The sequence below is a fragment of the Calditrichota bacterium genome, assembly GCA_013152715.1.
Classification (GTDB): Bacteria; Zhuqueibacterota; Zhuqueibacteria; order Thermofontimicrobiales; family Thermofontimicrobiaceae; genus 4484-87.
This window is the reverse complement of sequence record JAADFU010000077.1, coordinates 1-25,037: the sequence shown is the minus strand read 5'-3', so window position 1 is coordinate 25,037 and position 25,037 is coordinate 1. Positions and strand designations below refer to the sequence as shown.

Below are 25,037 nucleotides of genomic sequence, written 5' to 3'. Positions count from 1 at the left end.
CGATAAGTTCCGATCACCGGAGTTCTTTCTTTTGCCTGATAAAATTTCAAATCCGTACTATCGAGCAACCCGTTGTATTTCTTCATTGTCTGGCAGATTTTTTTGGCAATTTCTCCGCGATAAAAAACCGAACCGCCGTCCTCGGCAATTTTTCGAAATGTCGCTGCCAAATCCGGATTGCGCAGCGTATCTCCTGCCTCGTACGGAAGCATATCTTTTAAATAAATTTTCGCCGTCGCCGGATATTGTGCAATTTTCTCCAGATTGTCCATAATCATACCGCTCAATTTCTCGCTGACCACAATGCCATTGTTGCACAGACTAATCGCTGGCTGCAAAACTTGCGACAGCGTCATTGTGCCGTATTTCGGCAGCACAGTTTCAGCGCAGGCGACTAATCCGGGCACGCCGATGGAATAGATGCCCTGTAGCGTCAAATTAGAAAATGACTTTTCGTTTTCGTAGTAAAACTTCTTCGTCGCCCGCAGCGGCGCCATTTCGCGGTAGTCGATCATCACCGGTTTTTCCTGATCCGCCATTTTTAGCAGTAAAAATCCGCCTCCGCCAATTCCGGAAGCATTGGGCTCGGCAATGGACAGCGCAAAAGCAATCGCCATCGCCGCATCTATTGCGTTGCCGCCTTCCTTCAAAATTTCAATGCCTACTTGCGAGGCAATAGGAGTTGCAGTCGCCACCATGGCGTGACGGCTGGTGACGTCAGCGGCGGGCAGAGTCAGAAATGAACAGATAAAATACAAGAGTAATACTTCGACCAACAACAACTTTTTTTTAGGCAACGAGATTCCTCCCCTTAATTTTTCAGCGTAAAATATGTGTGGCATTATCAATATAAATGTGTCTGATTTCCTGTCAAAATTATTTGTTTTCCTTAAAATAGGGATTAGCGTCTTGCTGATTTATTTCTGTAAATACGAATGACCAACCGATGTTAACTTTCAAAGGTTAACGCCTTAAATCCAATCGCCAAAGGAATTGAATCGTCAGATTTGCTGCCTGTTGCCATTTTTACACAAAAGCGAGCGAAATCATCGTGCGGCGGCAAACGCAGGTCTGCTCCGGAATAAGCAAACTTTTCCAATAACTGCTTTCTGCTTCGTATTTTTTTGATTTCGTAAACATAAATTAATGTTTCAATCGCTTCACGTTGAGAAACATAATAGCGAAATACTGAACCATTGGGCTGTTTGTGATCAGTGAAAAACCAGTAATTTAAGAGTTCCTTTGTTGTTTTTGTTACGCCCCTATGTCCGCCTTCCCGCCAGGCTTCCACTGCATTACGGATGGCTAAAACACAGGGAGCTGTTGAAAGGCGTTCTCTTATGTTGAACAAATCGGATTGTGCTCTGTTTCTTCTTCGTGGCATAACTCATCTCGACTTTTCATATTTTTTTAATTCTTCGATAACAAGTTCAACGATTGTTCTTGTTACAAAAAGGCTGCTTGTTTCGTAAAGATCAAATATTAATTTTTCAGCTTGAGGCAAGGAAATCGTTTTCTCTCGATACGATTTTATGATAACGCCAAGGGAACCGACTGGAGTAATACCCATATTGCTGGCAATATCTCTGACAGCTAAATCATCTGTTAAAATCACATCGACTGATAAATTCTGACAGAGATACAGGCATTCTGTTTCACCTAAATGCAATTCGCCCAAATTATACTGCCGAATGAAATCCTTGAGTTTACTTTCTTTAACCGATATATGTTTTACATTTTTAAAGTTCAGAACATCAGCATCACTTGTTCTTTTATGTTTTTCATATTCATCACAAACACTTTCTGGCGTATATATTTTCTTAAACTGCAGGAGTAATTGAGCGCATCCAATTTCTGACAGGTGAAGCAGCGGTCCTGTATCAGAAACGACACTCATTTTTTTAATGCCCACGAGAGGTCCTCCATTGTCGCCTTGTGTTGGCGTTCGGCTAATTCCACCCAGTCGATGCCGACGGATTCAATCGCTTCATTCCTCGTAATTTCACCGCGCAAAAATTTTCCCAATATATGTTCCCGCCAGAGTTGTTTGATCCCCGTTTGAAATGCCATAGAGATAACTTCAGACTCTGGTTTATTCATTTCGCGCGTCAGGTCTTCAATAACGGTTAAAGTGTTTTCCATCTGTTTGCCTCATTTTTTATTTTAATTTTCAGTACCGGACACTTTTTGAAAAATATTAATTTTCGTTAATTTGTCATGCCCGAATGCTTCTATCGGGAATCCAAAATCTCCACCCCAATCAAAAACACATCATCCCGCACCTGATTGTAATCCTGCTTGTCAAGTTTAGCAAGAATCTCATCGACAAAATCGCGCACTTTTTTATTTGGCAAAGCTTCAATTATTTTTATTAAACCATTAATTCCCAACTGGTTACGGTTTTCGTTTTCAGCTTCAATTAAACCGTCGGTGTAAAGAAATATCCTGTCGCCCGGGTTCAATTTTACGCTATTTTGTTTAAAATTTTGCGGATCAGTTTTTTCAAAACCGATAATTAAATTTTGCGCAGGAAAGCGTTTCGCACTTCTTTCGTCCGTATCAAAAATGAGAAGGTCCGGATGGGCGCTGCCGGCGTAAGTGAGAGAAAATTTCTCTAAATCCAATTTCAAAACCATCGCTGTCAAAAACATGCCCATGCTGTCGAACACTTCGATGATGAAATTGTTGAGATGAAACAAAATTTCGCCCGGATCGAGTTCTTCGCGCACCAGCCTTCTCACTTCGGTACAAATCCGGTTCACCAACAGCGATGCGCTGATGCCGTGGCCCGTCACGTCGATCAGCGTAATGAAAAGATATCTATTTTGATCGTAATAAATATCGGCAAAATCGCCGCCGAGGCTGATCATCGGTTGGTATTTAATGCCGATATCGATATTTTCGATTCGTGTCGATTCGGGAATCAGGCTACGGTGCACCTGCTCCGCCAGATTCAAATCGCGCTGAATCATTTCATTAAATTCCGCGATGGCGCGCTGCTGCTGTTCGTTTTGAATTTTCAAATCGCGATGTTTCAGCGCCTGCGCCGCTTTGAGCCGCAACTCTTCCACGTCAATGGGCTTGGACAAATAGTCAAACGCTCCGGATTTCATGGCATTGACCGCGGTGCGCACGCTGCCATAGCCGGTCACAATCAACACTTCTGTTTCGCGATTCTTCTCTTTTGTCGCGCGCAAAATTTCCATTCCGTCAACGCGCGGCATTTGCAAATCGGAAATGACAAGATCAAAATCATTCTCTTTGATGATCTCCAGCGCTTTCTCGCCGCCGAGCGCCATGGTCAAATCGTCATAATCTCTTTTTAATGCTTCTGATAACAGAAATAAAATATTCTTGTCGTCATCCACCAGCAAAATCGATGCCATTCAAGTTGCTCCGTTTAATTTCTCGCCTTGACAATTACCAATGTAATATCGTCACTTTGAGGCAAATTTTCTGTGAATTCTTTCACTTCATTCAGCAGCGCTTGTTTCATTTTTTCCGCTGAATTTTCTCTATTTTTTAAAATAAATTCAATCAACCGCTCGTCGCCGAACTCGTCCCCTGTTTTGTCCTGCGCTTCTGTGACGCCGTCGGTGTACATGACCAGCCAGTCGCCTTCGCGCATTTCTGTGGTCCCTTTTTCGAACGGCACGTTCGGCATCATTCCCAACAGCAAACCGCCCGTGGACAGCAAATCGTAATTTCCGTCCTTTCGCGCCAAAATCGGCGGATTATGGCCGGCGTTGACGTACTCCAATTCTCCCGATTCGACGTCGAGCACACAAATGAAAAAAGTGATAAACTTGTCGTAGTTGGTATTTTTGTGAATCAGGTTATTAATTTTTCCGGTGATTTCAACCAAATTGGTGTTCGGCTCCATCAGCGCGTTCAACGTGGCTTGCAAATTCGCCATGAGCAGCGACGCCGGCGTGCCTTTGCCGGAAACGTCAGCAATAGCAAGACAGACGCGTTGTTCGTCAAGCGGAATGCAGTCAAAGTAATCGCCGCTGACCTGCAAGCTGGACACATTGACGCCGGCAATCTCGAATTTTTTGTAACTCGGGCACGTCGGTGGAAGTAATTTTTGCTGGATTTCTCTGGCGAGCGTCAACTCTTCTTCCATACGCTTCTTTTCCAATTCCTCCTGAAAAAGCCGGGCATTTTCAAGGCTGATGAGCGCTTCATTTCCCAGCGTTGACAGAAATTCCAGATCTTCCGCTTCAAAAGGAACGCTGGTAATTTTTTCTCCGATGGCAATGATGCCGCGTACGGCATCGTGCAAAACCATGGGAACGAGAACGGCAAAGCCCATATTTTGAAATTCTTCCCAAATCCCAGCAGAAAAAGATGCTGCTTTTTTACGCACATCCACCGGTTTTTTCAATCCGAAAAGTTTCTGCAAAAATTCCTGGCTCCGGATTTCAGTCAAATCATCGTCAGGGCGCATCCCTTTTGTTGACGCCAAACAATAGTCCCCGTCGGCCTCCAAAAAAATAATGCACCGATTAACCAGCATCTCGCCCATTATGGCGTAGCTGAGCATGTTGAGTATTTTTTTCTGATCCAGCGTTGTGATCAATTCCCGCCCGATCTCGAACAAAGTATTGAGTTCCAGTATTTTTTTATCGAGGCGGCGATTGACCTGTTGCAATTTCATCACCATCAGGCCGTTCTGAACGGTCGGTGCGGCAATATTGGCGACAGATTGCAAATATGCCAGTTCCGATTGTTGAAAGTCACAGCCGTTCATTTTTGCGCCCAAGCCGACAATGCCGATCAGTCTGTCGCTCGAACGAATGGGCAAAAGAAGCGTGATTTTCAAATCACGGAAATAGTCGCGAACCGGGCCGTTTTCGTTTTCTAACGACGCAACATTTGTCGGAGCTGTCAGCTCAAAATCATTGAAAGCCTTTCTTTCCAGCAATTCTGCTGCCGGTAATCCCTTGCAGCTCTTGACGAAGAAGCCATTTTTTTCCTCATCTTTGAGGAGAATGATGCCGCGCGAAATAAGCATTTTCCCCATTGGTGTCAGTAGCACGTTGTCCAGAATAGTGTTCAAATTCAGCGAAGAATTGATCGTCTGGCTGACTTCAAACAGGGTGTGCAGCTCCATCAGTTTTTCGTCTAATTTTCGCTGTGGGGTTTCAGACTCGTCTAAAGAAATGTTTTTTTTAAAGTTATCATTTTCATTCATTAGATTGCTTGCCTTCTATTTTGCCGTCCTTGACAAAATATTTCGTCATGCGCACCTCTGTTTTTTCGCCGGGTTGGGATTTGAACTCCACATCATCCATGAGCGATTTGATGAGGTGAATTCCCAATCCGCCAACTTTCATTTGCGCCAGATATTCTTTCATGTCCCGATTCAGAATCTTGTCGACGTCGAACCCGACACCTTGGTCGGTAATGATAATAGTCAATTTATTAAAATCAATTTCAATAACGAGATCGATATTTTCTTTTTTTCGTCCCTTGTACGCGTGTTTGATCACATTAGCGCACGCCTCGTCCACAGCGAGTTCGATTTTGTAAATATCGTCCTCATCAAAACCACCCATCTGCGCGATATGAGAAACAAAGGATCGAATGAGCTCTAGATTTTCAGTTTCACCCGGAATTTTCAGGCGATATGTTTGTTTATGAGTTTCCAAAATAAAGCCCGTCCTTTTTTCAAATCAACTGTTAAATTTTTTCACCGCTTCGGCTTCTTTGTCAGTGATGTCGTAAATTTTGGGGAAGCCCAAAAGATCAAACACACGATAAATTTTCGCGTTCATCTCGCACAGCTTGATGTCTCCGCCGTGATCGCGAACATTTTCAATAAATCCCATGATCACGCCCAGACCGGCGCTGCTGATATAAGCCAAGTCTTTGAAATTGATCACAATCTGATATTTTTCCGCAGTAACTAATTCCTGCAGCGCATTTTCAAGCGAAGGAGCCGTATGTGCGTCTAAATATCCCTTGATCGCCAGAATTTCGACTTTTTCCTGGCGACGACCAGCGACTTCAAATGAATCCATTCTTTTTCTCCTCTTTGAGCGTTGAAATGCAACTTCCGATTATCTCGATATTTAAATAATTGACGGCATTTCAATCTAACATTTTGAAAATTGAAAATCAATATGAATTTATGAAAAACTTTATTCATGTCATTTCGGTTTTATCACTATCAGGCTGAGATCGTCGTGCTGACTGGCGTCGCCGACAAATGACTTAATTTCCGCTAAAATGGCTGACTGAATTTCGAACGCGGAACTTTGATGGTGCTCAATAACCAACTCACACAATCGATCCTCGCCAAATTCCTCTTGGCTCTCATTCATTGCTTCTGTGACGCCGTCAGTGAACAAAACAAAAATATCGCCTTTCTTATATTTAACGTCTTCCTGACTGAGCGTCGTTTTAAACACGCTGCCGGAAATCAGGCCCAAAGCCATACCTAAAGGTTCCACAAGATAAACCATTTCATCTTCGGCTTTCCAGTAAAGCAATGGGCAGTGGCCGGCGCGGGAAAAGCTAACAATTCCCTTTTTCAAATCAAAAACGCCAAAGAGCATGCTGATGAAAGTTTTCGCGTCCAGAGTTTTGTACAATACTTCGTTCGCTTTGCAAAGCAATTCCGCGGGAACGCGGTCGATTTGGCCGAACGATTCCAGAATGCCCTTGCCTTCGGCCATGTAAAATGCCGCCTCTGCCCCCTTGCCGGATACATCGCCAATCGCGACGCCCAGCGAATTTTTGCTGTATTGAAAAAAATCATAATAATCACCGCCGACTTCATTTGCCGTGATGCAGACAGCGCTTATTTCCAGCGAGGGAATGTCAGGCGTTGTCGCGGGCAAAAGTTTCATTTGCGCTTCGTGCGCCACTTTCAATTCCTGTTCGTACTTTTCTCTTGTTAAAGATTTTTCCACCAATTGCGCGTTTTCAATGGCAATCGCCGCGTTATTGGCAAACATCGCCAACAAACTGCGATCATCTGCCATAAATCCGTATTCAGTATTTTTAACAGCAAACAAAATTCCCAGAATTTTTTTGTTTGAAATTAAAGGTATGGCTAACAGTGAACCAGAACGGTGTCTCCATTTCTCGATGTCAGAAACGCGGTCATCCTTGCCAACCCGATCAATCATTAGCACGTTTTTGTGGTCATTAATCCATTTGACAACGTTCAATTTTGTAGGTTGACAAAAAACGTCCTTCATTTTGTCAGGCATGCCATTTTCCGCCATCAATCGGAAACTCCGCTTGCCGCTTTCCTTTAAGATGAGCCAGCTATAATTTGAGCCGGTGATTTCAATTGTCTGCTGCAAAATGATATCAAACACTTTGTTCAGATCAAATACACCTAATATGGAGCGCGAGAGTTGCTGCAAAGAGGCGAGTTCTTTTGTTTTTCTGTCGAGCGCGCCTGCCGTTGGTAAATACAGCAAAATCAATATGATAGAAAATGAAAAATAGACAATAACAAAAGTGATCGACGCAGTGAACAGCCGATGAGCGACTGCGCTGATGTCTCCCAGTAAATGGCCAGACTTTGATATTAATAGCACTAAAAGAAAAATAATCATTGCAGAGACAAAAAACGTTTTTATCTTCTGACTTTTATTCAGGAACTTTATCCACCGCAACCGGAATGAATTAATCACCATGGCGTAAATCATAAAAAGAACGATGAATATATCGTACAAACTTCTCGAGCTCATTGCTATGGGGAATGTGGGCGAAAATTTTCTGCTATAGGCATAGGTCATTTGCTGACCAAACAGGCTGAAGCTAAACAAAAAAACAAGAAAAATGATGAAATTTCTTCTCGTATTTTTTTTGCGTTGAATGCTGACGAGTCCATGAATGAGGCTGAGCAAGAGGCCGATAAAAACCAGATCGGACAGAAAAACCAGCAAGCCGGGGATATTTAAACTGCTTTTGGCAAACTGGTCAAAGGATAAGGAGGAGAAATAATTGATCGCAAAAAGCAATAAATTCAGAGCGAGAATGATTTTAATTTTTCCGTAAATGGACAGCGATTGCGCCCACGACTGCGAAATAAAATAGCAAAACAACACGACAAAAATAATGACAAACGAACGAGGAGAAAAAGTTTCAGCGCCGGCGTTCTCATTGATAAAAAATTCTGCTAACAGAATGAGCAAAATCAACAAAGAAACGGAAATTGCTATTGATTTTTTCAATTTATCTTCCTCTAAATCCTGTCAAGCTGCCGATTCATCCAAAATCTTCACAATAATCATTGTCATGTCATCGTGCTGAGGGGCGCCTTCGACAAAACTCGTCACGTTTTTCGCAATGTGGTCAAGAATTTTTTGCGCGGAAAATTGACCGATCTCACTCAGCAGTTCCTCCAGTTTTTTTTCACCAAATTCCGCCTTGTCAGGATTCATCGCCTCGGAGAAACCGTCCGTGTAAAACATCATCACATCGCCCGGGTTCAGCGTCAATTCAAATTCTTCGATGTTATCTTCAAATATTTTCCCGGCAGTAAGGCCCAACGCCAGGCCATTCGGACACACCGCTTGCAGTTCCTGATCTTTCATCTTTTTGATCAGCAACGGGTTATGACCGGCGCGGGCGAAAGTAAATTTCCTTTTCTCCACGTCAATCATGCCGTAAATCATACTGATGAACGTGCCGCGCTTGACATTTTCCCAGAAAAGTTCGTTCAGATGAATCAAAAGCCCGCGCGGCGACAAATTGAGTTTTGCCTGCGATTTCAAAAAACCCTTTGTGAGCGTCATGTGGAACGCCGCGGGAATTCCCTTTCCGGAAACATCGCCGATGACGATGCCTAATTTATTCTCGCCCAGAGGCAAGAAATCGTAATAATCGCCGCCGACTTCTTTGGCCGGGATACAGACGCTAGCAATATCCAGACCGGGAATTTGCGGATTTTCTTCCGGCAAAAAGCTACTCTGCACCTGCCGCGCGATCTCCAATTCACGAGCGAGCCGCTCCCGCTCCTGCTGCCGAATTTTGTAATCAGGCACGTACTCACGTAAAGTTTTTTCCTGCTGTTTGGAGCGTAATCCCAGCAGCGCAATGACAAACACAACAATGAGGAATACCCACAGCGCATAGCCGTTGTAAACCAGCGACTCATTGTCAAAAAATAGAAACGGATGCAATTCGCGAATCAAATAATAGGAAAATGCACCCCAGAGCACAGTGAGGAAATCCCATTTCATGAAAAAGATTACTAATAATGCGCCAAGCAGGACATTCATTACCAGAGTCAACCAGAAGGAAGAAAATGTTAACCCAGCGTAAGAGCCATAGGTAAGAATCCAGGCAAGCAATGCCACCACAAAAATCAAGATCGGTTTTTTCAACGTCCGTTTTAAGTACGACACGCTGAACAAGCGAAAAATGGTCTCGCCAAAACTGACGTTAATAATTCCCTGAACGAAGATGTAAAAAACCGGAATCATGGAAAATGTATTGTACAAATGCTCTTTGTCAAGTCTGGTAAAGAAATCAAATTTCCAGCTAAAAAACTGAACGCCCAGCACTAAAATTCCCAGCGAAATGAACGCCAGCGCAAACCCGCGCAAAATCGACATCGACCATTGGGGAAAAAAGAAAGAACCGCTGCGGAACATATCCATTGTGAAAAGTTTTTCAGTCCAGACTTCGCGCGCTTCTGATTCGCCGAGGCTGCTGGCAATTAAAAATCCCAAAAAAATGAATGGCGTGGTGACGATAATCGGCATCAGAAAAAGAATCAGCCCTTTGGACTCAGTGGTGATGAGGCTTTGCGCCAACATTACAACCCAGCACAGAGCAATAAACGAACTCAAGAGAATATTGTGTTTTTGCTCTATTTGATCATTTCTTAATTTGTAAATGAAGAGAACAAGCAAAAGAATAAAAATGACGATAGCAGTAATAACAACGATAAAGCCTCTGATTTCCTGGTAATCGTTAGAGTTGTTATAAATTTCCGGCGGCTTGAACTCGCGGGAAAAGCGAACAACGTGTGAGCCGGCGAGTTTAACACTGATTTTTTCCTCGAAGTGGTCGATTCGTTCGCTGCGTTTCCAGACGAAATTCCAGACGGATGCCATTTTTTTCGCATCGGCGGTTGAGTCCGCCAGTTGAAATTTCTGTAAATTAATTCGGGCTTGAACTTGCAAAAATTGTCTCGCTGTCTGCAAAGCGCTATCGCGAGCGATAGTTTTCACTGAATCGAGAGAAAAGGAAATTTTGAAACCGAGCACTTCCCCTTCAGTAGTCAAATCGACGACCAAGGTGTCTTTCGTCATTTTTTGTACTACATCTTCAGCAGTGTCTTGATTATTCTGAGAGACCGCAACGAGTCGCCCGAAATCCTGCGGCTGCCGAAAACGAACGCGCCAGTAGAAGACAGGGACTTTGCCGCTGCTAATTTTTTGATTTGCCTTTTCGATCCCTGAACTTACTTGATAATAATGAAGCGCATTGGCATCGTGCACAAAAGCAGGAAAAGCGCGCAATTCACCTAACTCGACTGACTGATCGTTTAAAAATTTTTTCGCCTTTTCGACGATCAATTTTTTGTCAAGACGCATTTTTATGCCGGCCTCGGGCAGACTTTTCGGATAAAAATGCAAGAAAATCAGCAACCCCAAAATTCCCAACAAAATAACAAACGTATCTGTTTTTGTCCAACCAGTACGATGCATAATGACCAATTACCTCTCTCTTTCAATGACCAGGCCGTACGGAAAAAAGAATCCATTCATTTCGCCGAAAATTTCCCCATCTTTCGTGAGTTTCACTACTCGTCCGTTTCCAGTGTCAGCGATGACGCATCCGTGATCATCGGGATTCACAATTATATTTTCAGGATAGGAAAAGCCGCTTTTCTCCCACATTTTTTCTCCATCCGGCGACAGGCAAATTACTTTTGAATTATTTGCGCCATTCAGCCAATCCAACACCCAGCAGCGTCCGTTGTCGGAATCAACAGCGACAGCGTAAGGGTCGTTGAATTGGTAATTTGCCTCAAAGAGCAGCTTTCCTAACGCATTTATTTTCAGAACTTTACCATTATCAATCAGCCACAGCTCTCCGCTGCTCTGATTCACAGCGAGTCTGAACGGCGCTTGCAAATTGAGTTGCGCCTCTGAAACGTAAAAATTTTTGCGAATCGCAAACAATTTCTTTTGCCCGGAATCAACAACCCAACAGTTTCCGTCCGCAAAGAAACATCCGATGTCGCTGATCCTTTGAAAGCCAGGAATTTCCTTTTGTTTCAGCCCGCTGGTGTAGTAAACGTGCACAACGCCGCTGTCCTCGTCAGCGACCCAAACCAAACCGTTTTTTTCGTCGATTTTAATAGCCACCGGATCGCCGTAATAGAATCTGTCGATGGCGACTTGCTCCTGATCCGCCAAATTGATACGCACAATTTCGTTGAACAGTACGTCAGTCAGCCACAGCCGATTTTGGTTCTTTTCCAACGCCAGCGCCCAGGGGTAACCGTTCACTGGAATGTGGAAAATTTCATGGGCGCAGTCATGAGACAATTTAAAAACTTGCCTATCGTAAACATCGCCGACCCAAATTGCAGTTGGCCCGGGAATGATAGAAACCGAATCGCTCGGCTCTGTTTCAAAATCCTCGCCAAGAATCGTTAACTGATACGTGTAACGCGTGTTATAAGTTACATTATTATCTACAAAAGTCGAAGAATCCGCCGGAATATCTTGAATCGCAGAGTAAGTTTTGGCATCGCCGGTTTTGCGATAGATGCGATAGCCGCGTAAATTTTCCAGGGCAACGGGCTTCCACGACAAATAGACCCGATCGGATTCCGAATAAACGCGCAAATTTTGCAGTCTGCCTGCTGTGTCCTGATTCTTCGGATCGAGTGGATTGCTTCGTTTCCGATCAGCGCAATAATGGAAAATCTGCACAGAGAGAATCAGAAAGATTGCTGCTAATAATTTTCTATTTTTGATTAATTTTTTAAAAATCATCGCGCTCAATAGCCAGGTTTTCCTAATAATTTGAACATATTCGTCTTGTATTCTTCCACGCCCGGTTGATTGAAGGGGTTCACGCCGAGCAAATAGCCGGAAACAGCCACCGCTTTCTCGAACATGAAAATGAGCGCGCCCAACCAATGAGCATTCACTTCCGGAATGTGGATTGTCATGTTGGGAACGCCGCCGTTGCGGTGAGCCGCCGCAGTTCCCTGATGCGCTTTGAGATTAATTTCATGAAATGTTTTTCCTGAAAGATAATTCAAGCCGTCCAGATTTTGCACGTCCTCGGGAACCATAATGTGATCCTGAATTTTATTGACAATGAGAAAAGTTTCTAACAAATCCCGCCGTCCCTGTTGAATGTACTGACCCAGAGAGTGCAAATCCGTAGTAAAATTAACCGACGCCGGGAAAAGGCCCTTGCCGTCTTTGCCCTCGCTTTCTCCGAATAATTGTTTCCACCATTCAGCGAAATAGATGAGTTTTTTATCAAAATTTGCAAGAATTTCGATGGTCTTCCCCTTTTGGTAAAGCAAATAGCGGATTGACGCATAAATATTGGCGATATTGCCTTCAATTGAATTATTGCGCAAGTTGTCTTTCATTTCACGAGCGCCACTGAGCAGAGTTTCCACATAATTTCCGGACACAGCGATGGGCAACAGTCCCACCGGTGTCAAAACGGAAAATCGTCCGCCCACGTCGTCCGGAATCGTGAAAGTTCGATACCCTTCCTGGCTCGCCATTTTCCGCAGAGCGCCCTTTTCGGCGTCCGTGGTGGCAATGATGCGTTTCCTGGCGCCGTCTCTGCCGTACACTTTTTCCATCATGGCTTTCACCACGCGAAATGCGATCCCCGGCTCGGTCGTGGTTCCTGATTTCGAAATGACATTGACGTAAACGTTTTTTGATTTCAAATATTCCAACAGTTTCGTCATGTACCCGGAATCAATGTTGTATCCGGCGAAAATAATTTCCGGCGTCATCGGACTTTTCTCATTTAAGCTCGGCGCGAGCGCTTCGACTACGGCCCTTGCGCCTAAATAGGAACCGCCGATGCCAATGACCAAAAAGGCGTCCGCTTCTTGCCTGATTTCTGAAACGAGTTCCTGAAAACCGGCGTAGGAATCAATGGTCTGGTTCGGCAAATCAAGCCAGCCCAGAAAATCGCTGCCTTCTCCCGTTCTCTTTTCCAAAGCTTCATTAATTTTCTTGACTTGCGGAGAAAGCGTCTCGATTTCATCTTTTGTGAGAAAAGCTGTGATGTTTTCATAGTCTAAAAATATTTTATTATTCATGACAAATCCTTAGTAGTACGAACAATGCAATGTTTTTTTGAAGTCGCGATCACAAGATAGCAAAAAATTTTGCGATTGTCAACAAAACAATCAATACAAATATTGCTGACGCAGCCTCGATATTTTTCATTAAAAAAGGGCGAAATAACTGTTAGCTACCCCGCCCTTGCAAAAATCATCAATCAGTCGGATTATTGTCCGAAATGGAAAACTCCGGCAAAAATGAATCTCAGGTAATTATCCGAATAGTTGTAGCTAGTGCCAGTCCCCTGAAATTCATAGCTATAAGTGTTGTATTCAACGCCTAAATCTAAATTCATGTTACCCATAATGATTCCGATTCCGGCAGTAAGATTGATGCCGACGACTTGTTTATCATTTTGATCTTTGTAGGGCAAAGGAGTCGTGGCAAAACCGAGGCGGATGGGCAAAATATTGTTTCCGCTCATGAGCAGATATTCTGCGCCGAGGCGAAATTGATTGATATCTTCCCAGTTCAGGCTCGCTTCATCGCCTTCATTATAGCCTTGGTACGCTTTGTTATAAGTGGTTTTGGAATTTGAGTAACCCCGCATTTCGTAATCAGCGGCCACCAACAGGGCGTCTGTGGCCTGAAAAGCGAGTCCTATTCCCAGCATCTGTGGCATGCCAATATCGACATCGTAGTCGGAGTCGCTCAAGGTTTCATTTAAGCCAAAAGGAGTTTTCAAGGTTGCACCAACGCGAAAACGCTCAAAATCAAACAAAGCACCGATGCTGAAGTTCATACCACTGTAATTATAATTTTCTTTTGAATCGCTGCCAAATCCGGTTTTGTCTGTATATTGGTAATCGCTGGATCCAGTGAAAATATTCAAAGCAGCACCAATGGACAACATCGGAGTTAATTGCAGACCAACAGAAGGAATAATGGCATTAACGCCACCGGTTCTCTCGGTCTCGTACTGGTCGCCGCTATATTTGTAATACAAATCGATGACGTTTTGGTAAGCGACTGTCGCCACCAGATTCCTTTCGCCGATCGCCAGCGGAAATGCGATGCTGCCGAAATTCAACCCGACATGGGAATATTTATAGGGTTCCGCGTCAAAACCTTCCACATCGGAGCTGGGAGTGTAGCTTGAAAATACGCCCACGACTGACGCTTCGGCCTTTTCCAATCGCGCCAGACCGGCAGGGTTCCACGAAGCCGCAGTGGCGTCGTCAGCTACGCCGATGAAAGCGCCGCCCATTCCGCGCGCCCTGGCGCCTGCGCCAATAAAATTTAAATTGACGCTCTGGGCGAGCAGGAATTCAGGCAATAGCAGTAACAAAACTGCCAAAAATACAAGTTTTTTCATGGTTTCCTCCTAAAAAGTTGTTATTGGTTGACTTGTTTTAAATATTATCATCTATTTTGTGATCACTTTGTTGCCAATCTCAAAAATCGCACCTTGTGAACGAATGACTTTGGCGACGCAATATTGGGGATACACCTGAATCAATCGCACTTCACCCAATTCTTCCGTTTCTTTTCCCAGCACTTTTTTGGTGATCGGATGAATAATCTCTCTGCCCTCGCGGTAAACGATGCATTTCATTCCTTTTTTGACGCCTTTGTCCAGACCGAAATCCAGCGTCAACTCATCTCCTTTGACGCCAATGACGTAACCCTCCACCAGCGGGAGATCATTGACGATTTTTTGCGCCAGACGATTAATCATCGCTCTGATATCAGAAATCGTTGTTCGCTCGCACATGTCTTCCTGAGCTGTGATGATCTGCGCAGTTTCCGTATCAATGAGCCGGGCGTCGATGGCAATATTGGAGCCGGCGCGAGTCACAGAACCGAGCACAATGGCGTCCACGCCGATACCTTTTCCGATCTCAGCCGCGGTCGAAGCATCAATCACGCCGGTCATGCCTAACTTCTGTTCTTCCAATATTTTCTCTAATTGAGTGCGTTCGAAAAGTTTGAAACGATCGGTGTTGTAAAAAGTGGTCATCATCTGTTCGACGATGTTGATTTCCCCAATTTCCTGACCCAGGCCTTTGGTTTGAAAAGGCAGCACAGCAATTCCCATGCGTTCGCCGACACGTTTTAGTGAAGTTACTTGAGGAATTGGTTTTGGCGGAAGAGGTTTAACTTGTTGCTCGTCTTTTTTGAGAGGTAACTGCACTGGCGGCGGCGTTCCTCCCCCGTTGATTTGAGTCAAAAAATTCTGGGCGCGTATGGAATATTGTTGTCGCAGAGAAAGTTTAAGCTCGCGACGTGCCCGTTCAAGCTGCCCGAGATAGAACAGACAAATTCCTTTTTCTCGATGCGGAAAATATTCGATAAAATGCATGCCGTAGGTTTTTTTCTTCTTTGTGTCTTTCGACTTAACTTTGAGAGCCAGATTGAATTTTTCCACAGCAGCCGCGTACTGTTTCTGCTTCATCAATTTCAAGCCTTGATCGTAAAAATTGTACCATTTTCCGCCAGCGTAACTGACGATGCTCACGAAAAAAATAACGAACAGTACTGCGAAAAGAAAGGGAAATTTCCTCATATTCAAAACCCCTTATTATTTGACATTATTTAACTTCAAGATATTAACAAAAAAGCAAAAAGTCAAGCATAATTTGAAAACAACAAAAAATTATTCAAAAATAGAAATATACCATCATTCGGAATCGTATTGAATCAGGCTTTCCAGCCGATATTTTTTAAAGCGATCCCGGCCTTTCAAAAAAGAAAGCTCAATCAAAAAACCAATGCCAATGATTTCTCCGCCGAGACGCTCAGTCAATTTCACCGCAGCTTCGATGGTTCCGCCGGTGGCAAGAAGATCGTCAATCACCAAAATCCGCTCGCCTTTTTTAATGGCGTCCGCGTGAATTTCCATGGCGTCGGCGCCATATTCCAGTTCGTATTCCTGGGACAATTTCTCTCCGGGGAGCTTACCCGGCTTTCTCACCAGCACCAACCCTTTCTTCCATTTGTACGCCAGTGCCGCCGCAAAAATAAATCCCCTTGATTCAACGCCGAGCACTTTGTCGATTTCGTCAGGATTGAATCGAGCGGCTAACTCTTCAATTGAACGATAAAATGCTTCACCGTCTTTCAGTAAAGTAGTAATATCTTTGAAAATAATTCCGGGCTTAGGAAAATCCGGAACATCTCTGATCATTGATTTCAATGCGGCCATTTCCTCTCCTTCTCATTCATGCTGAACGCTGGTCATTCCTGTTTTAATTCAAAATCTGATTTGAAAATCGCTGTATTTACCGGTAAATTCGCCCGGAGTAACAATAACATCATTCACTCTGGACATGGGATTACCGATTTTTAGCTGTTGCACAAACTCGTCGACGAAACCTTTTTCCCCCTCAACCTCGGTTTCCACGTCTCCGTTGGGAAGATTGCGCACAAATCCTTTTAGATTTAATTTATTCGCTTCGCGTTCCACAAACCAGCGAAACCCGACTCCCTGAACAAGTCCTTTGACAATGATGTGAGCAGAAATTTCCATCGCCCGCTCCTTTTTTTTTCTAATCTATCAAAAAATTACTAGCGTCAGCATTGGCTTTATGAGATAAAATCAAAAGCAAGCTTCACTGCCTGTTCCGGAGATTCCACGTAATGAATCCCCTCAATTCCCGGCCACGTGCGCAGCCCAATGACACCTTTGCCGAAAGCCAGAGCAAAACCAATCTCTGAAAGCGTGCCGAATTTGCCGCCAATAGCAATGATGACATCCGCGGTTCGCACAACAATGCTGTTGCGCGCTTCGCCCAGACCGGTGGCAACTGGAATATCGACAAACTCATTTGCGTCGCCCGTGTCGCGTCCTGGTAGGACCCCAATCGAAATTCCGTTTTCCGCCTTTGCGCCGCGACACGCCGCTTCCATCACGCCGCCTAATCCGCCGCAAACTAACATCGCGCCGCGCTGCGCAATGAGCTTTCCGACGTCTTCGGCTAAACGCAATACATCATTCGGGACAAATTTGCCCTGACCGATTACTCCAATAATTGGTTTTCTTTTCATGGAGTCATTCACAAAAAGTGTTAATTCACGGGTAACTATTCACTGATAGGTAAATCGAAGGGTTACACGTTCTGGGTGTTGATTTTTTCTCCCTCTCTCCCCTATCTTTTATTCAAAAAAATTACGGCTGCATTCTACTGATGGTACGCGGAAACGGAATGGTCTCACGAATGTGCTTCAACCCACAAATCCAGGCCACAGCGCGCTCGATACCCATGCCAAATCCCGAGTGCGGTACCGAACCGTAACGGCGAATATCCAAATACCACTCGAAAGCTTCCTTGGGCAAATTGTCCTCTTTTATTTTCGCCAGTAATTTGTCCAGATCATCTTCGCGCTGTCCGCCGCCGATGACTTCGCCGTAGCCTTCCGGAGCCAACACATCCACACAGAGCGCTTTTTTCGGATCTTCAGCGTCTGGTTTCATGTAAAAAGCCTTTACCTCCGCCGGGTAGCGATGCACCATAACGGGGCTGTCAAATTGGTCGGAGATGTAGGTTTCGTCCGGCGCCCCGAAATCGTCACCATAGACGAAATCCAAACCCGCATCTTTGAGCATTTTGGCTGCTTCGTCGTAGCTGATGCGCGGAAAAGGCCGCTGCACTTTTTCCAGCTTGCCGGTGTCTCTTTCCAATTTTTTCAATTCTTCTTTTTTCTCTTCCAAAACTCTTTGCACAATGTATTCGACAAATTCCTCGGCAATGTCCATGTTTCCATCCAAATCGCAATACGCCATTTCCGGCTCGATCATCCAGAACTCGGTTAAATGGCGCCTCGTTTTCGATTTCTCCGCGCGAAACGTGGGACCGAAACAATAAACTTTGCCGAACGCCATGGCCGCCGCTTCCATGTAAAGCTGACCGCTCTGCGTCAAATAGGCTTTTGAGCCAAAGTAATCGGTCTCAAAAAGCGTGCTCGTGCCTTCGCAGGCAGCCGGCGTGAAAATCGGCGCATCCACCAGCGTGAAACCTTTTTTATCAAAAAAATCGCGCGCTGCGCGAATGATCTCATGCCGCACGCGCAAAATGGCATGTTGTTTGGAAGACCGCAACCACAAGTGTCGGTGATCCATCAAAAAAGTTGTGCCATGTTCCTTCGGCGTAATCGGATAATCATGAGCAACTTGAACGATTTCGACATTGTTCACGTGTAATTCGTAGCCGCCTGGCGCGCGGCTATCCTCGTGCACCAGACCGGTAATTTTCAGCGAAGATTCCTGTGGCAAATCTTTGCATTTTTCAAATATCTCTTCGTCCACATCTTTTCTGCCGACAACAGCCTGAATGATTCCCGTGCCGTCGCGTACCAGCAAAAAATGGACTTTTCCGCTGGAACGGCGGTTGTACAACCAGCCGGACACAGTGACAACTTGATCTTTATATTTTGCAATTTCAGCGATGTACGTTTCGTTTTTCATCTCCATTTTCCTCTCATTTTAATCATCCGGTAACTAACCCCATTTTTCTTCCTTGGGCCCGCGCATCATCAATTCGTACAGAGCATCTTCAGGATTTTTGTCATTAAACAACACTTGATAAACCTGATCAGTGATCGGCATTTCAACTCCAAATTTTTTGCTTAACTCATAGGCGGAGCGTGTGGTTTTCACTCCCTCGGCGACCATGACCATTTCGTCCAAAATTTCCTGCAATTTTCTGCCTTTTCCGATTTGTTCGCCCACATATCGATTACGGCTGTGGCGACTCATGCAGGTAACGATCAAATCTCCCATTCCGGAAAGTCCGGCGAAAGTGATCGCCTGTGCGCCCATGGCAGTTCCCAGTCGCACCATTTCCACTAATCCGCGCGGCTGCAGAGCGGCTTTAGTGTTATCGCCAAAACCGGCGCCGTCACAAATGCCGGCAGCCAACGCAATAATATTTTTCAACGAACCGCCCAATTCAACGCCGATGATATCCTGATTAGTGTAAACGCGGAAATATTTATTCATGAACGTTTTTTGAATATATTCGGCGATTTCCGGATTCCGAGAAGCAGCAACGATGGCGGTCGGTATTTTCCGACTCACCTCTTCGGCGTGGCTCGGACCCGACAACGTCGCAACATTATCGCGATTCAACCAGGGAATACATTTTTGCAACACTTGCGACATGCGAAGCAACGTCTTGTTTTCTACGCCTTTGGCAACATTCACCACAGCCTTTGGCTTTTGCGAAATCGCTATTTCGCCGATTCGCGTCGCAACTTCTCGTACCACATGCGAAGGCACCGCAACGATAAAAAGATCTTTTCCCTGACACGTCTTTTCCAGATCATTCTCCACTTCGATGGATTGCGGCAATTGAATACCGGGCAAAAACTCGCCGGCATCCCGCGTTTTCTTCAATTTATCTGCGGCGTCAGGTCGGAATTCCCAAAGAGTCACTTGGTGATTGTTATAGCTTAAAACCATTGCTAAAGCAATTCCCCAACTGCCTGCGCCCAACACGACGACTCTTTGTTTGTCAGTGTTTGAATTCATTGAATTTCTCCAATAATAAATGGTTTTTCTCCAGCGTTCCTTAAATCGTTGATGGCGTCACTGGCGCGATTTTTGTCAACCACAAAAATAAATCCCACGCCTAAATTAAAGACGCGCCTCATTTCCGTCGTTTCAATATTTCCCAATTTCTGAATCATTCTAAATATCGGCGGCGCTTCCCAGACGTCCCAGTCAATCTTCAGTCTGAATTTTTCTGACAACAAGCGCTTTGTATTTCCTTCAATTCCCCCGCCAGTGATGTGAGACATGCCGTGCACGTAATTTTTAAATTTGACAGCATTAATTGCCCTCTGGTAACATTGGTGCACCCGGAGCAATTCCTCCCCCAGCGTCGTTTGCAATTCCGGGACAAATTGATCGACGCCGAAGTTATTCAATTCAAAAAAAACTTTCCGAACCAGCGAGTAGCCGTTTGTGTGCAAACCATTGGACGGCAATGCCACTAAAATGTCGCCGCTGACAATTTTGCCGCCATCGATGACATTTTCCCTGTCCGCAATGCCGACGATCGTTCCGGACATGTCGAATTCGCCCGGCTGGTAAAATCCGGGCATTTCCGCTGTTTCGCCGCCAATGAGTGCGCAGTTTGCGTTACGGCATCCCCGGGCAAGTCCCTCAATTATTTTCACGAGAATTTCTGAATCCAAGCTGGCGAATGCAAGATAATCGAGAAAAAATAACGGATCGGCACCAGATGTCATGATGTCATTGACGCAATGATTCACCAGATCTTCGCCCACAGTATCGTAAATATGAGCCATAAACGCGACTTTCAACTTCGTCCCTACGCCATCGACGCTGGAAACCAGAACCGGCTGCCGGTATTTTTCTTTATCAATCTGAAAAAATGAGCCAAATAAACCAATATCTTTCAACACAGCATCGCTGAAAGTGGATTTGGCTAAGCGAGCGATTTCTTTGACGCTCTCTTCTCCCGCCGAGATGTCCACACCGGCGTCTTTGTAGCCGAGCTTTTCAGTCACTTTGCGCCTTCCATTCTCAGCATTCTGTCAAATTCTTTCATATAAATTTTTCTCGTCCGCGCCAAAAAATCGATAATGTATTTATCCTTGTAATCCGGATATGTCCAGGGATTAAAATGAAATTTATTTGCCCGATAGCGCAACTGCACATCGCCGAAAATGCCTTTTCCAAGATAAATTCGGTGATCAAAATTTTTTGTCGTCGCCATGACAACGTTTGCCGCCGAAAGATAGCCCGGATCAAGGTTTACCCGCCGATTGCCATCCAGGGAAAATCGATCTTCAATGCCATTGGTTCGTAACTTGATTTCAGGCAGATTGTCAGGCGGAATGAGTCGCTCAAAACCGAGCAATTGCTTTCGCAAATCGCTCCCCATTTCCCGAGAATAATATCGGGTATAATCAAACGGAAAAATCGCCGACAAACAGTCAACGGGGCCAAACTCATTCTGTAAAATTTCTTTTATCTGGTCATAAGTTTGATCAACTGAAAAAGTAATGGCAATGAATAACTTGACGTTTAAGGGTATTTTTGGTTTCGCCATAATTTGATTACGCTCAAATTGAAGTAAAATCAGTCATATAAATTTAGAAATATATTCTTAAATGTCAAGAAAAATATTGTGCCACGCCATATAAATTCACTTTGACGGTTGCCATGATTAAAAAAAGATTGATCTATTTCATAATGTAACAAATGGACAATTACAATTTGAAAAAGACTTCGCTGAACGCATCTTCTCCTTCCCGCCGAGAAATTTGTACATAACAAGCTATTAAAATTAAGGTTATCAATATAATTCAATGTCTAAAAAATGGCAAATATTGATGGCATTCTATTTGCCTATTGAAAATTGAATATTAGGAAATATCTCTCAAGGAATCTCGGGGAATTGAATGCTGGCAGAAAAGAAAAAATTTAGCCCGAACATGAGCTATACATTCGTCATTCGATCTACTTTCTTTTTTCCTTTTGAAGAAGCAAATTTAAAAATTTTTTTTACAATAACAGAAGGCGCGCATAATTTTGTTGGCTACTATCATTTGACAATCGAGAATAGAGAGCAAAGCGCTTCACATGGCAGCGAGAACGACAGTATGGAAAGCGCCCAAAGAGCAGAAGCCGAAACGAATTCTATGAATCAGATAAAACAAATTGCCATGGCTTAAGCAAACGTAAGGAGAAATTGATGAAATTAGACCACAAGGGAGGTTGATCGACTCGTTTAACAAAATAGGGACAAAAAACTGACATTTGGGACGTGTGGATGAGGAAGGTGTGATGAACAACAAAACATGCGCTTGCAGCTTGATTTTCACCTTGGTTTTGTTATTTTTTTGTAATGTTTTTGCCGATGATTTAACAGTAAGTTGGAATCCAAACACAGAAAATGACCTAGCGGGTTACAAGGTTTATTTTGGAACGACTTCAAGAAATTATAGTCACATAATTGACGTTGGCAATGATACAATTTATACAGTTACTGGATTAACACCAGGACGTGAATATTTCTTTGCGGTTACGGCTTATGACACCGCGACCCCGAGCAACGAAAGCGCTTATTCCGAAGAAGCGAGCTATTTTCTGGCCATCCCGGATACAACGCCGCCTACTCTTATTTCTGCAACATTAATCAGCGCAACTCAACTTCGCGTCAATTTCAGCGAAAAAGTAGATCGTGCAGCAGCGGAAACCATTTCCAATTATCAAATCAGCAATGGTGTCGTCATTAATTCTGCGGCTCTTGACACGAATGATCAAACAGTCACTTTGACCACTTCTGCTCATCCAGTGGGAAATTACACATTGACGGTCAACAATATCGCTGATCTGGCGGATCCACCAAATGTAATTGCGCCCAATTCTCAAATTGACTACTCTTTCACTGAGCAGACGCCATTTGAGATCACAGAAATTCAGGTTGTCGATACCAGCCACATCATTATTGTTTTCAGTAAAAAAGTTGAAACTGTATCGGCAGAAGATATTGATAATTATGAAATCATCCCATCTATCTCCATTCTCGACGCAAACTTAGATCCCGATGAATATTCGGTACATTTGACTACCAGCAAACACGACGCAGGTCAATATGCATTAGTCGTTAGCAATATCCAGGATCAAAGCCAGCCGCCTCAGACAATAGAACCTCGAACGACAATTATCTACCAAGTTCCTGATTTCGTGCCGCCCACTGTTGCTTCCGTGGTTTCTCTCAGCGAAACTCAAGTTAGAGTAAATTTCTCCGAAAAAGTAGATTCCACTACAGCAGAAAATGTCATCAACTATCAAATTTCCGGCGGCATCGTCATTCTGCAAGCTCAGCTTGGAGCAGACGGACAATCGGTACTTTTGACGACAACCGCGCACAACGAAGGAAGCTACACGCTACAAGTTCAAAATGTGACTGATTTGGCCAATCCGCCAAATGTCATTCAAACTCCCAATAGCCACAGCTATAACTACGTCGATCAAACGCCGCCGACGATTTTATCAGTTCAAGCAATTATTGACACACAAATTGTTGTCACATTTAGCGAACCATTAGATCGAGCAGCAGCGGAATCGATCACAAATTATCAAATCTTTAATGACGTTCAGGTGCTATCAGCGACTCTGGACGTTACCGAAAAAGTTGTGCATTTGATCACGACGCCGCACATTGAAGCTCATTACATTCTGATTGTGCAAAACATAAAAGATAAAGCGCAAACTCCAAACGTCATCCCATCGGATAATTATTGGATTTACAATTACGTGGATCAGATACCTCCGACTCTTGAAAATGTGGAGGCACTGACAGACACCACGGTGTTGGTTACTTTCAGCGAAGCTGTTGATCAAACATCAGCAGAGACAACTAATAATTACAAAATTCTGTTTGGTGTAAATCTACTAACTGCGCAGCTATTGGAAGCGAATAATCAGGTACTACTCACAACCACGCAGCATCAGCCGCAAGAATACATTTTGCAGGTCAATAACATTCGCGATCGAGCGGCGAATCCCAACACAATCGCGAGCAATACGACTTTCGTCTATGAATACGTTGATCAAATGCCGCCGGAAATAGTAACTGTGAATGCCATTGATGATACTCACATCGACGTTGTTTTTAATGAGCCGATTAATCAACTATCCGCTGAAAGAATACACAATTATCAAATTCAGCCGGGCATTTCTGTAATTTCTGCCCAATTAGATATTGATGAAAAAACTGTTCATCTCACAACTTCTTCTCACACTGAAGGGCAATATTCGCTGATTGTGAATGATATTCAGGATCAGGCTGATCCGCCAAACTCAATTCACGAAAATACGACTTTCAACTACGAATTTGTTGATACAGCCCCCCCTGTTTTATTGAACGTCACCGCCGTTGATCGGGATAGCGTACTCATTGAATTCAATGAACCGCTGGAAGTGAGCTCAGCGACCGACATCGTTAATTATCAAATTCAAAATTTCATTGAAATTTACCAGGCAACTTTGGATTCTACAGGCAAATTTGTAACGCTCGTCACTTCAGCGCATGATGAGGGGAAAATTTATTTTCTCTCAATTCAAAATCTGAAGGATCGCGCACAAAATCCAAATACGATTTCTCCGATCAGTAATCATGTTTACCAGTACGAAGACCACAAACCGCCAATCATCGCTGCTGTCCAGGCTCCCGATGCTGATTCCATAAACATTGTCTTTAACGAACCTGTAGAACAAACATCTGCCGAGAATATCGACAATTATTCTATTTCGGACAGCATAACAATTTTATCAGCCACATTAGACACAGATTTAGTTACTGTGCATCTGAAAACATCAAAACACAGCGAGCAGCAATACACGCTGACTGTGAACAACGTGAAAGATCGCGCCAATAATCCGAACACCATCGAACCGAATTCCGCTGTTCAGTACGAATACGTCGATGTGACGAAACCGACCATTGTGGCGGTCACTGCTCCTGTGGAAGATTCGGTACACGTGACTTTCAGCGAACCGGTAGAAAAAACTTCGGCGGAAAATGTGTCCAATTATTCGATTCCCGGCGGCATTACGATCGAATCTGCTGTGCTGGACGCGGATTTAGTCACGGTGCATCTCAAAACCTCCAAACACAGCGAGCAGCAGTACACCTTGACTGTGAACAACGTGAAGGATCGGGCAAATAATCCGAATACGATTAAGCCAAATAGCCAATACACTTACGAGTTCAATGACCATACACCGCCTGAAATAATTGCAGT

23 protein-coding genes are annotated in these 25,037 nt (G+C 44.1%); 2 read left to right on the top strand and 21 right to left on the bottom strand.

Going from position 1 to position 25,037, the window contains the following annotated elements:
* The 21 genes from GXO74_06150 to GXO74_06050 form a co-directional block, all read right to left on the bottom strand.
* Positions 1-797, bottom strand: a 797-nt coding sequence (locus tag GXO74_06150; protein NOZ61245.1) for a gamma-glutamyltransferase, incomplete at its 3' end; no start/stop codon positions are given.
* 152 nt (positions 798-949) lie between these two features.
* The gene (locus GXO74_06145) at positions 950-1,384 is read right to left on the bottom strand and encodes a hypothetical protein (GenBank protein NOZ61244.1); all 435 of its coding nucleotides are present in this window, start codon (positions 1,382-1,384) and stop codon (positions 950-952) included.
* Positions 1,385-1,387: 3 nt separating this feature from the next.
* Positions 1,388-1,912 (bottom strand): hypothetical protein, encoded by a 525-nt coding sequence (locus tag GXO74_06140; GenBank protein ID NOZ61243.1) that lies wholly within the window; start codon positions 1,910-1,912, stop codon positions 1,388-1,390.
* On the bottom strand, positions 1,894-2,142 hold the full coding sequence (locus GXO74_06135; GenBank protein ID NOZ61242.1) for a hypothetical protein: 249 nt from the start codon (positions 2,140-2,142) through the stop codon (positions 1,894-1,896). The genes GXO74_06140 and GXO74_06135 overlap by 19 nt, the downstream gene beginning before the upstream one ends.
* Before the next feature lie 89 nt (positions 2,143-2,231).
* The gene (locus GXO74_06130; protein NOZ61241.1) at positions 2,232-3,386 is read right to left on the bottom strand and encodes a SpoIIE family protein phosphatase; all 1,155 of its coding nucleotides are present in this window, start codon (positions 3,384-3,386) and stop codon (positions 2,232-2,234) included.
* 14 nt (positions 3,387-3,400) lie between these two features.
* Positions 3,401-5,197, bottom strand: a complete 1,797-nt coding sequence (locus GXO74_06125) for a SpoIIE family protein phosphatase (GenBank protein ID NOZ61240.1) — start codon at positions 5,195-5,197, stop codon at positions 3,401-3,403.
* The gene (locus GXO74_06120; GenBank protein NOZ61239.1) at positions 5,190-5,654 is read right to left on the bottom strand and encodes an ATP-binding protein; all 465 of its coding nucleotides are present in this window, start codon (positions 5,652-5,654) and stop codon (positions 5,190-5,192) included. The genes GXO74_06125 and GXO74_06120 overlap by 8 nt, the downstream gene beginning before the upstream one ends.
* 24 nt (positions 5,655-5,678) lie before the next feature.
* Positions 5,679-6,026 carry an STAS domain-containing protein gene (locus GXO74_06115; GenBank protein ID NOZ61238.1) on the bottom strand — a complete coding sequence of 116 codons (348 nt, stop codon included), beginning with the start codon at positions 6,024-6,026 and terminating at the stop codon, positions 5,679-5,681.
* 129 nt (positions 6,027-6,155) lie between these two features.
* The gene (locus tag GXO74_06110; GenBank protein NOZ61237.1) at positions 6,156-8,198 is read right to left on the bottom strand and encodes a SpoIIE family protein phosphatase; all 2,043 of its coding nucleotides are present in this window, start codon (positions 8,196-8,198) and stop codon (positions 6,156-6,158) included.
* A 21-nt stretch (positions 8,199-8,219) separates the two neighbouring features.
* Positions 8,220-10,694, bottom strand: coding sequence for a SpoIIE family protein phosphatase (locus GXO74_06105; protein NOZ61236.1), 2,475 nt, complete (start codon positions 10,692-10,694; stop codon positions 8,220-8,222).
* The gene (locus GXO74_06100) at positions 10,695-11,993 is read right to left on the bottom strand and encodes a hypothetical protein (GenBank protein NOZ61235.1); all 1,299 of its coding nucleotides are present in this window, start codon (positions 11,991-11,993) and stop codon (positions 10,695-10,697) included.
* A complete protein-coding gene (locus GXO74_06095) occupies positions 11,990-13,291 on the bottom strand; it encodes a glucose-6-phosphate isomerase (GenBank protein ID NOZ61234.1) in 1,302 nt (433 codons plus the stop codon). The genes GXO74_06100 and GXO74_06095 overlap by 4 nt, the downstream gene beginning before the upstream one ends.
* 191 nt (positions 13,292-13,482) lie before the next feature.
* A complete protein-coding gene (locus GXO74_06090; protein ID NOZ61233.1) occupies positions 13,483-14,631 on the bottom strand; it encodes a hypothetical protein in 1,149 nt (382 codons plus the stop codon).
* Positions 14,632-14,682: 51 nt separating this feature from the next.
* Positions 14,683-15,822 carry a hypothetical protein gene (locus GXO74_06085; GenBank protein NOZ61232.1) on the bottom strand — a complete coding sequence of 380 codons (1,140 nt, stop codon included), beginning with the start codon at positions 15,820-15,822 and terminating at the stop codon, positions 14,683-14,685.
* A 114-nt stretch (positions 15,823-15,936) separates the two neighbouring features.
* Entirely contained in the window at positions 15,937-16,461 is a 525-nt protein-coding gene (locus tag GXO74_06080) for an adenine phosphoribosyltransferase (protein NOZ61231.1), read from the bottom strand.
* 48 nt (positions 16,462-16,509) lie between these two features.
* Complete coding sequence (locus tag GXO74_06075; protein ID NOZ61230.1) at positions 16,510-16,785, bottom strand: acylphosphatase; 276 nt, start codon at positions 16,783-16,785, stop codon at positions 16,510-16,512.
* Between the two features lie 56 nt (positions 16,786-16,841).
* Positions 16,842-17,303 carry a TIGR00725 family protein gene (locus tag GXO74_06070; protein ID NOZ61229.1) on the bottom strand — a complete coding sequence of 154 codons (462 nt, stop codon included), beginning with the start codon at positions 17,301-17,303 and terminating at the stop codon, positions 16,842-16,844.
* 121 nt (positions 17,304-17,424) lie between these two features.
* Positions 17,425-18,726, bottom strand: a complete 1,302-nt coding sequence (gene asnS / locus GXO74_06065) for an asparagine--tRNA ligase (protein ID NOZ61228.1) — start codon at positions 18,724-18,726, stop codon at positions 17,425-17,427.
* 27 nt (positions 18,727-18,753) lie between these two features.
* Complete coding sequence (locus GXO74_06060) at positions 18,754-19,785, bottom strand: NAD(P)H-dependent glycerol-3-phosphate dehydrogenase (GenBank protein ID NOZ61227.1); 1,032 nt, start codon at positions 19,783-19,785, stop codon at positions 18,754-18,756.
* Positions 19,782-20,789: a phosphoribosylformylglycinamidine cyclo-ligase gene (locus tag GXO74_06055; protein ID NOZ61226.1), complete on the bottom strand. Its 1,008-nt coding sequence runs from the start codon at positions 20,787-20,789 to the stop codon at positions 19,782-19,784. Before GXO74_06055 ends, GXO74_06060 begins: the two co-directional genes overlap by 4 nt.
* Positions 20,786-21,334, bottom strand: coding sequence for a DUF4416 family protein (locus GXO74_06050; protein NOZ61225.1), 549 nt, complete (start codon positions 21,332-21,334; stop codon positions 20,786-20,788). Before GXO74_06050 ends, GXO74_06055 begins: the two co-directional genes overlap by 4 nt.
* A 352-nt stretch (positions 21,335-21,686) precedes the next feature.
* On the opposite strand from GXO74_06050, the gene GXO74_06045 reads away from it, so the two are divergent.
* Together GXO74_06045 and GXO74_06040 are read left to right on the top strand one after the other, a co-directional pair.
* Positions 21,687-21,959, top strand: coding sequence for a hypothetical protein (locus tag GXO74_06045; GenBank protein NOZ61224.1), 273 nt, complete (start codon positions 21,687-21,689; stop codon positions 21,957-21,959).
* Positions 21,960-22,071: 112 nt separating this feature from the next.
* A partial coding sequence (locus GXO74_06040; protein ID NOZ61223.1) for a hypothetical protein occupies positions 22,072-25,037 on the top strand: 2,966 nt, incomplete at its 3' end.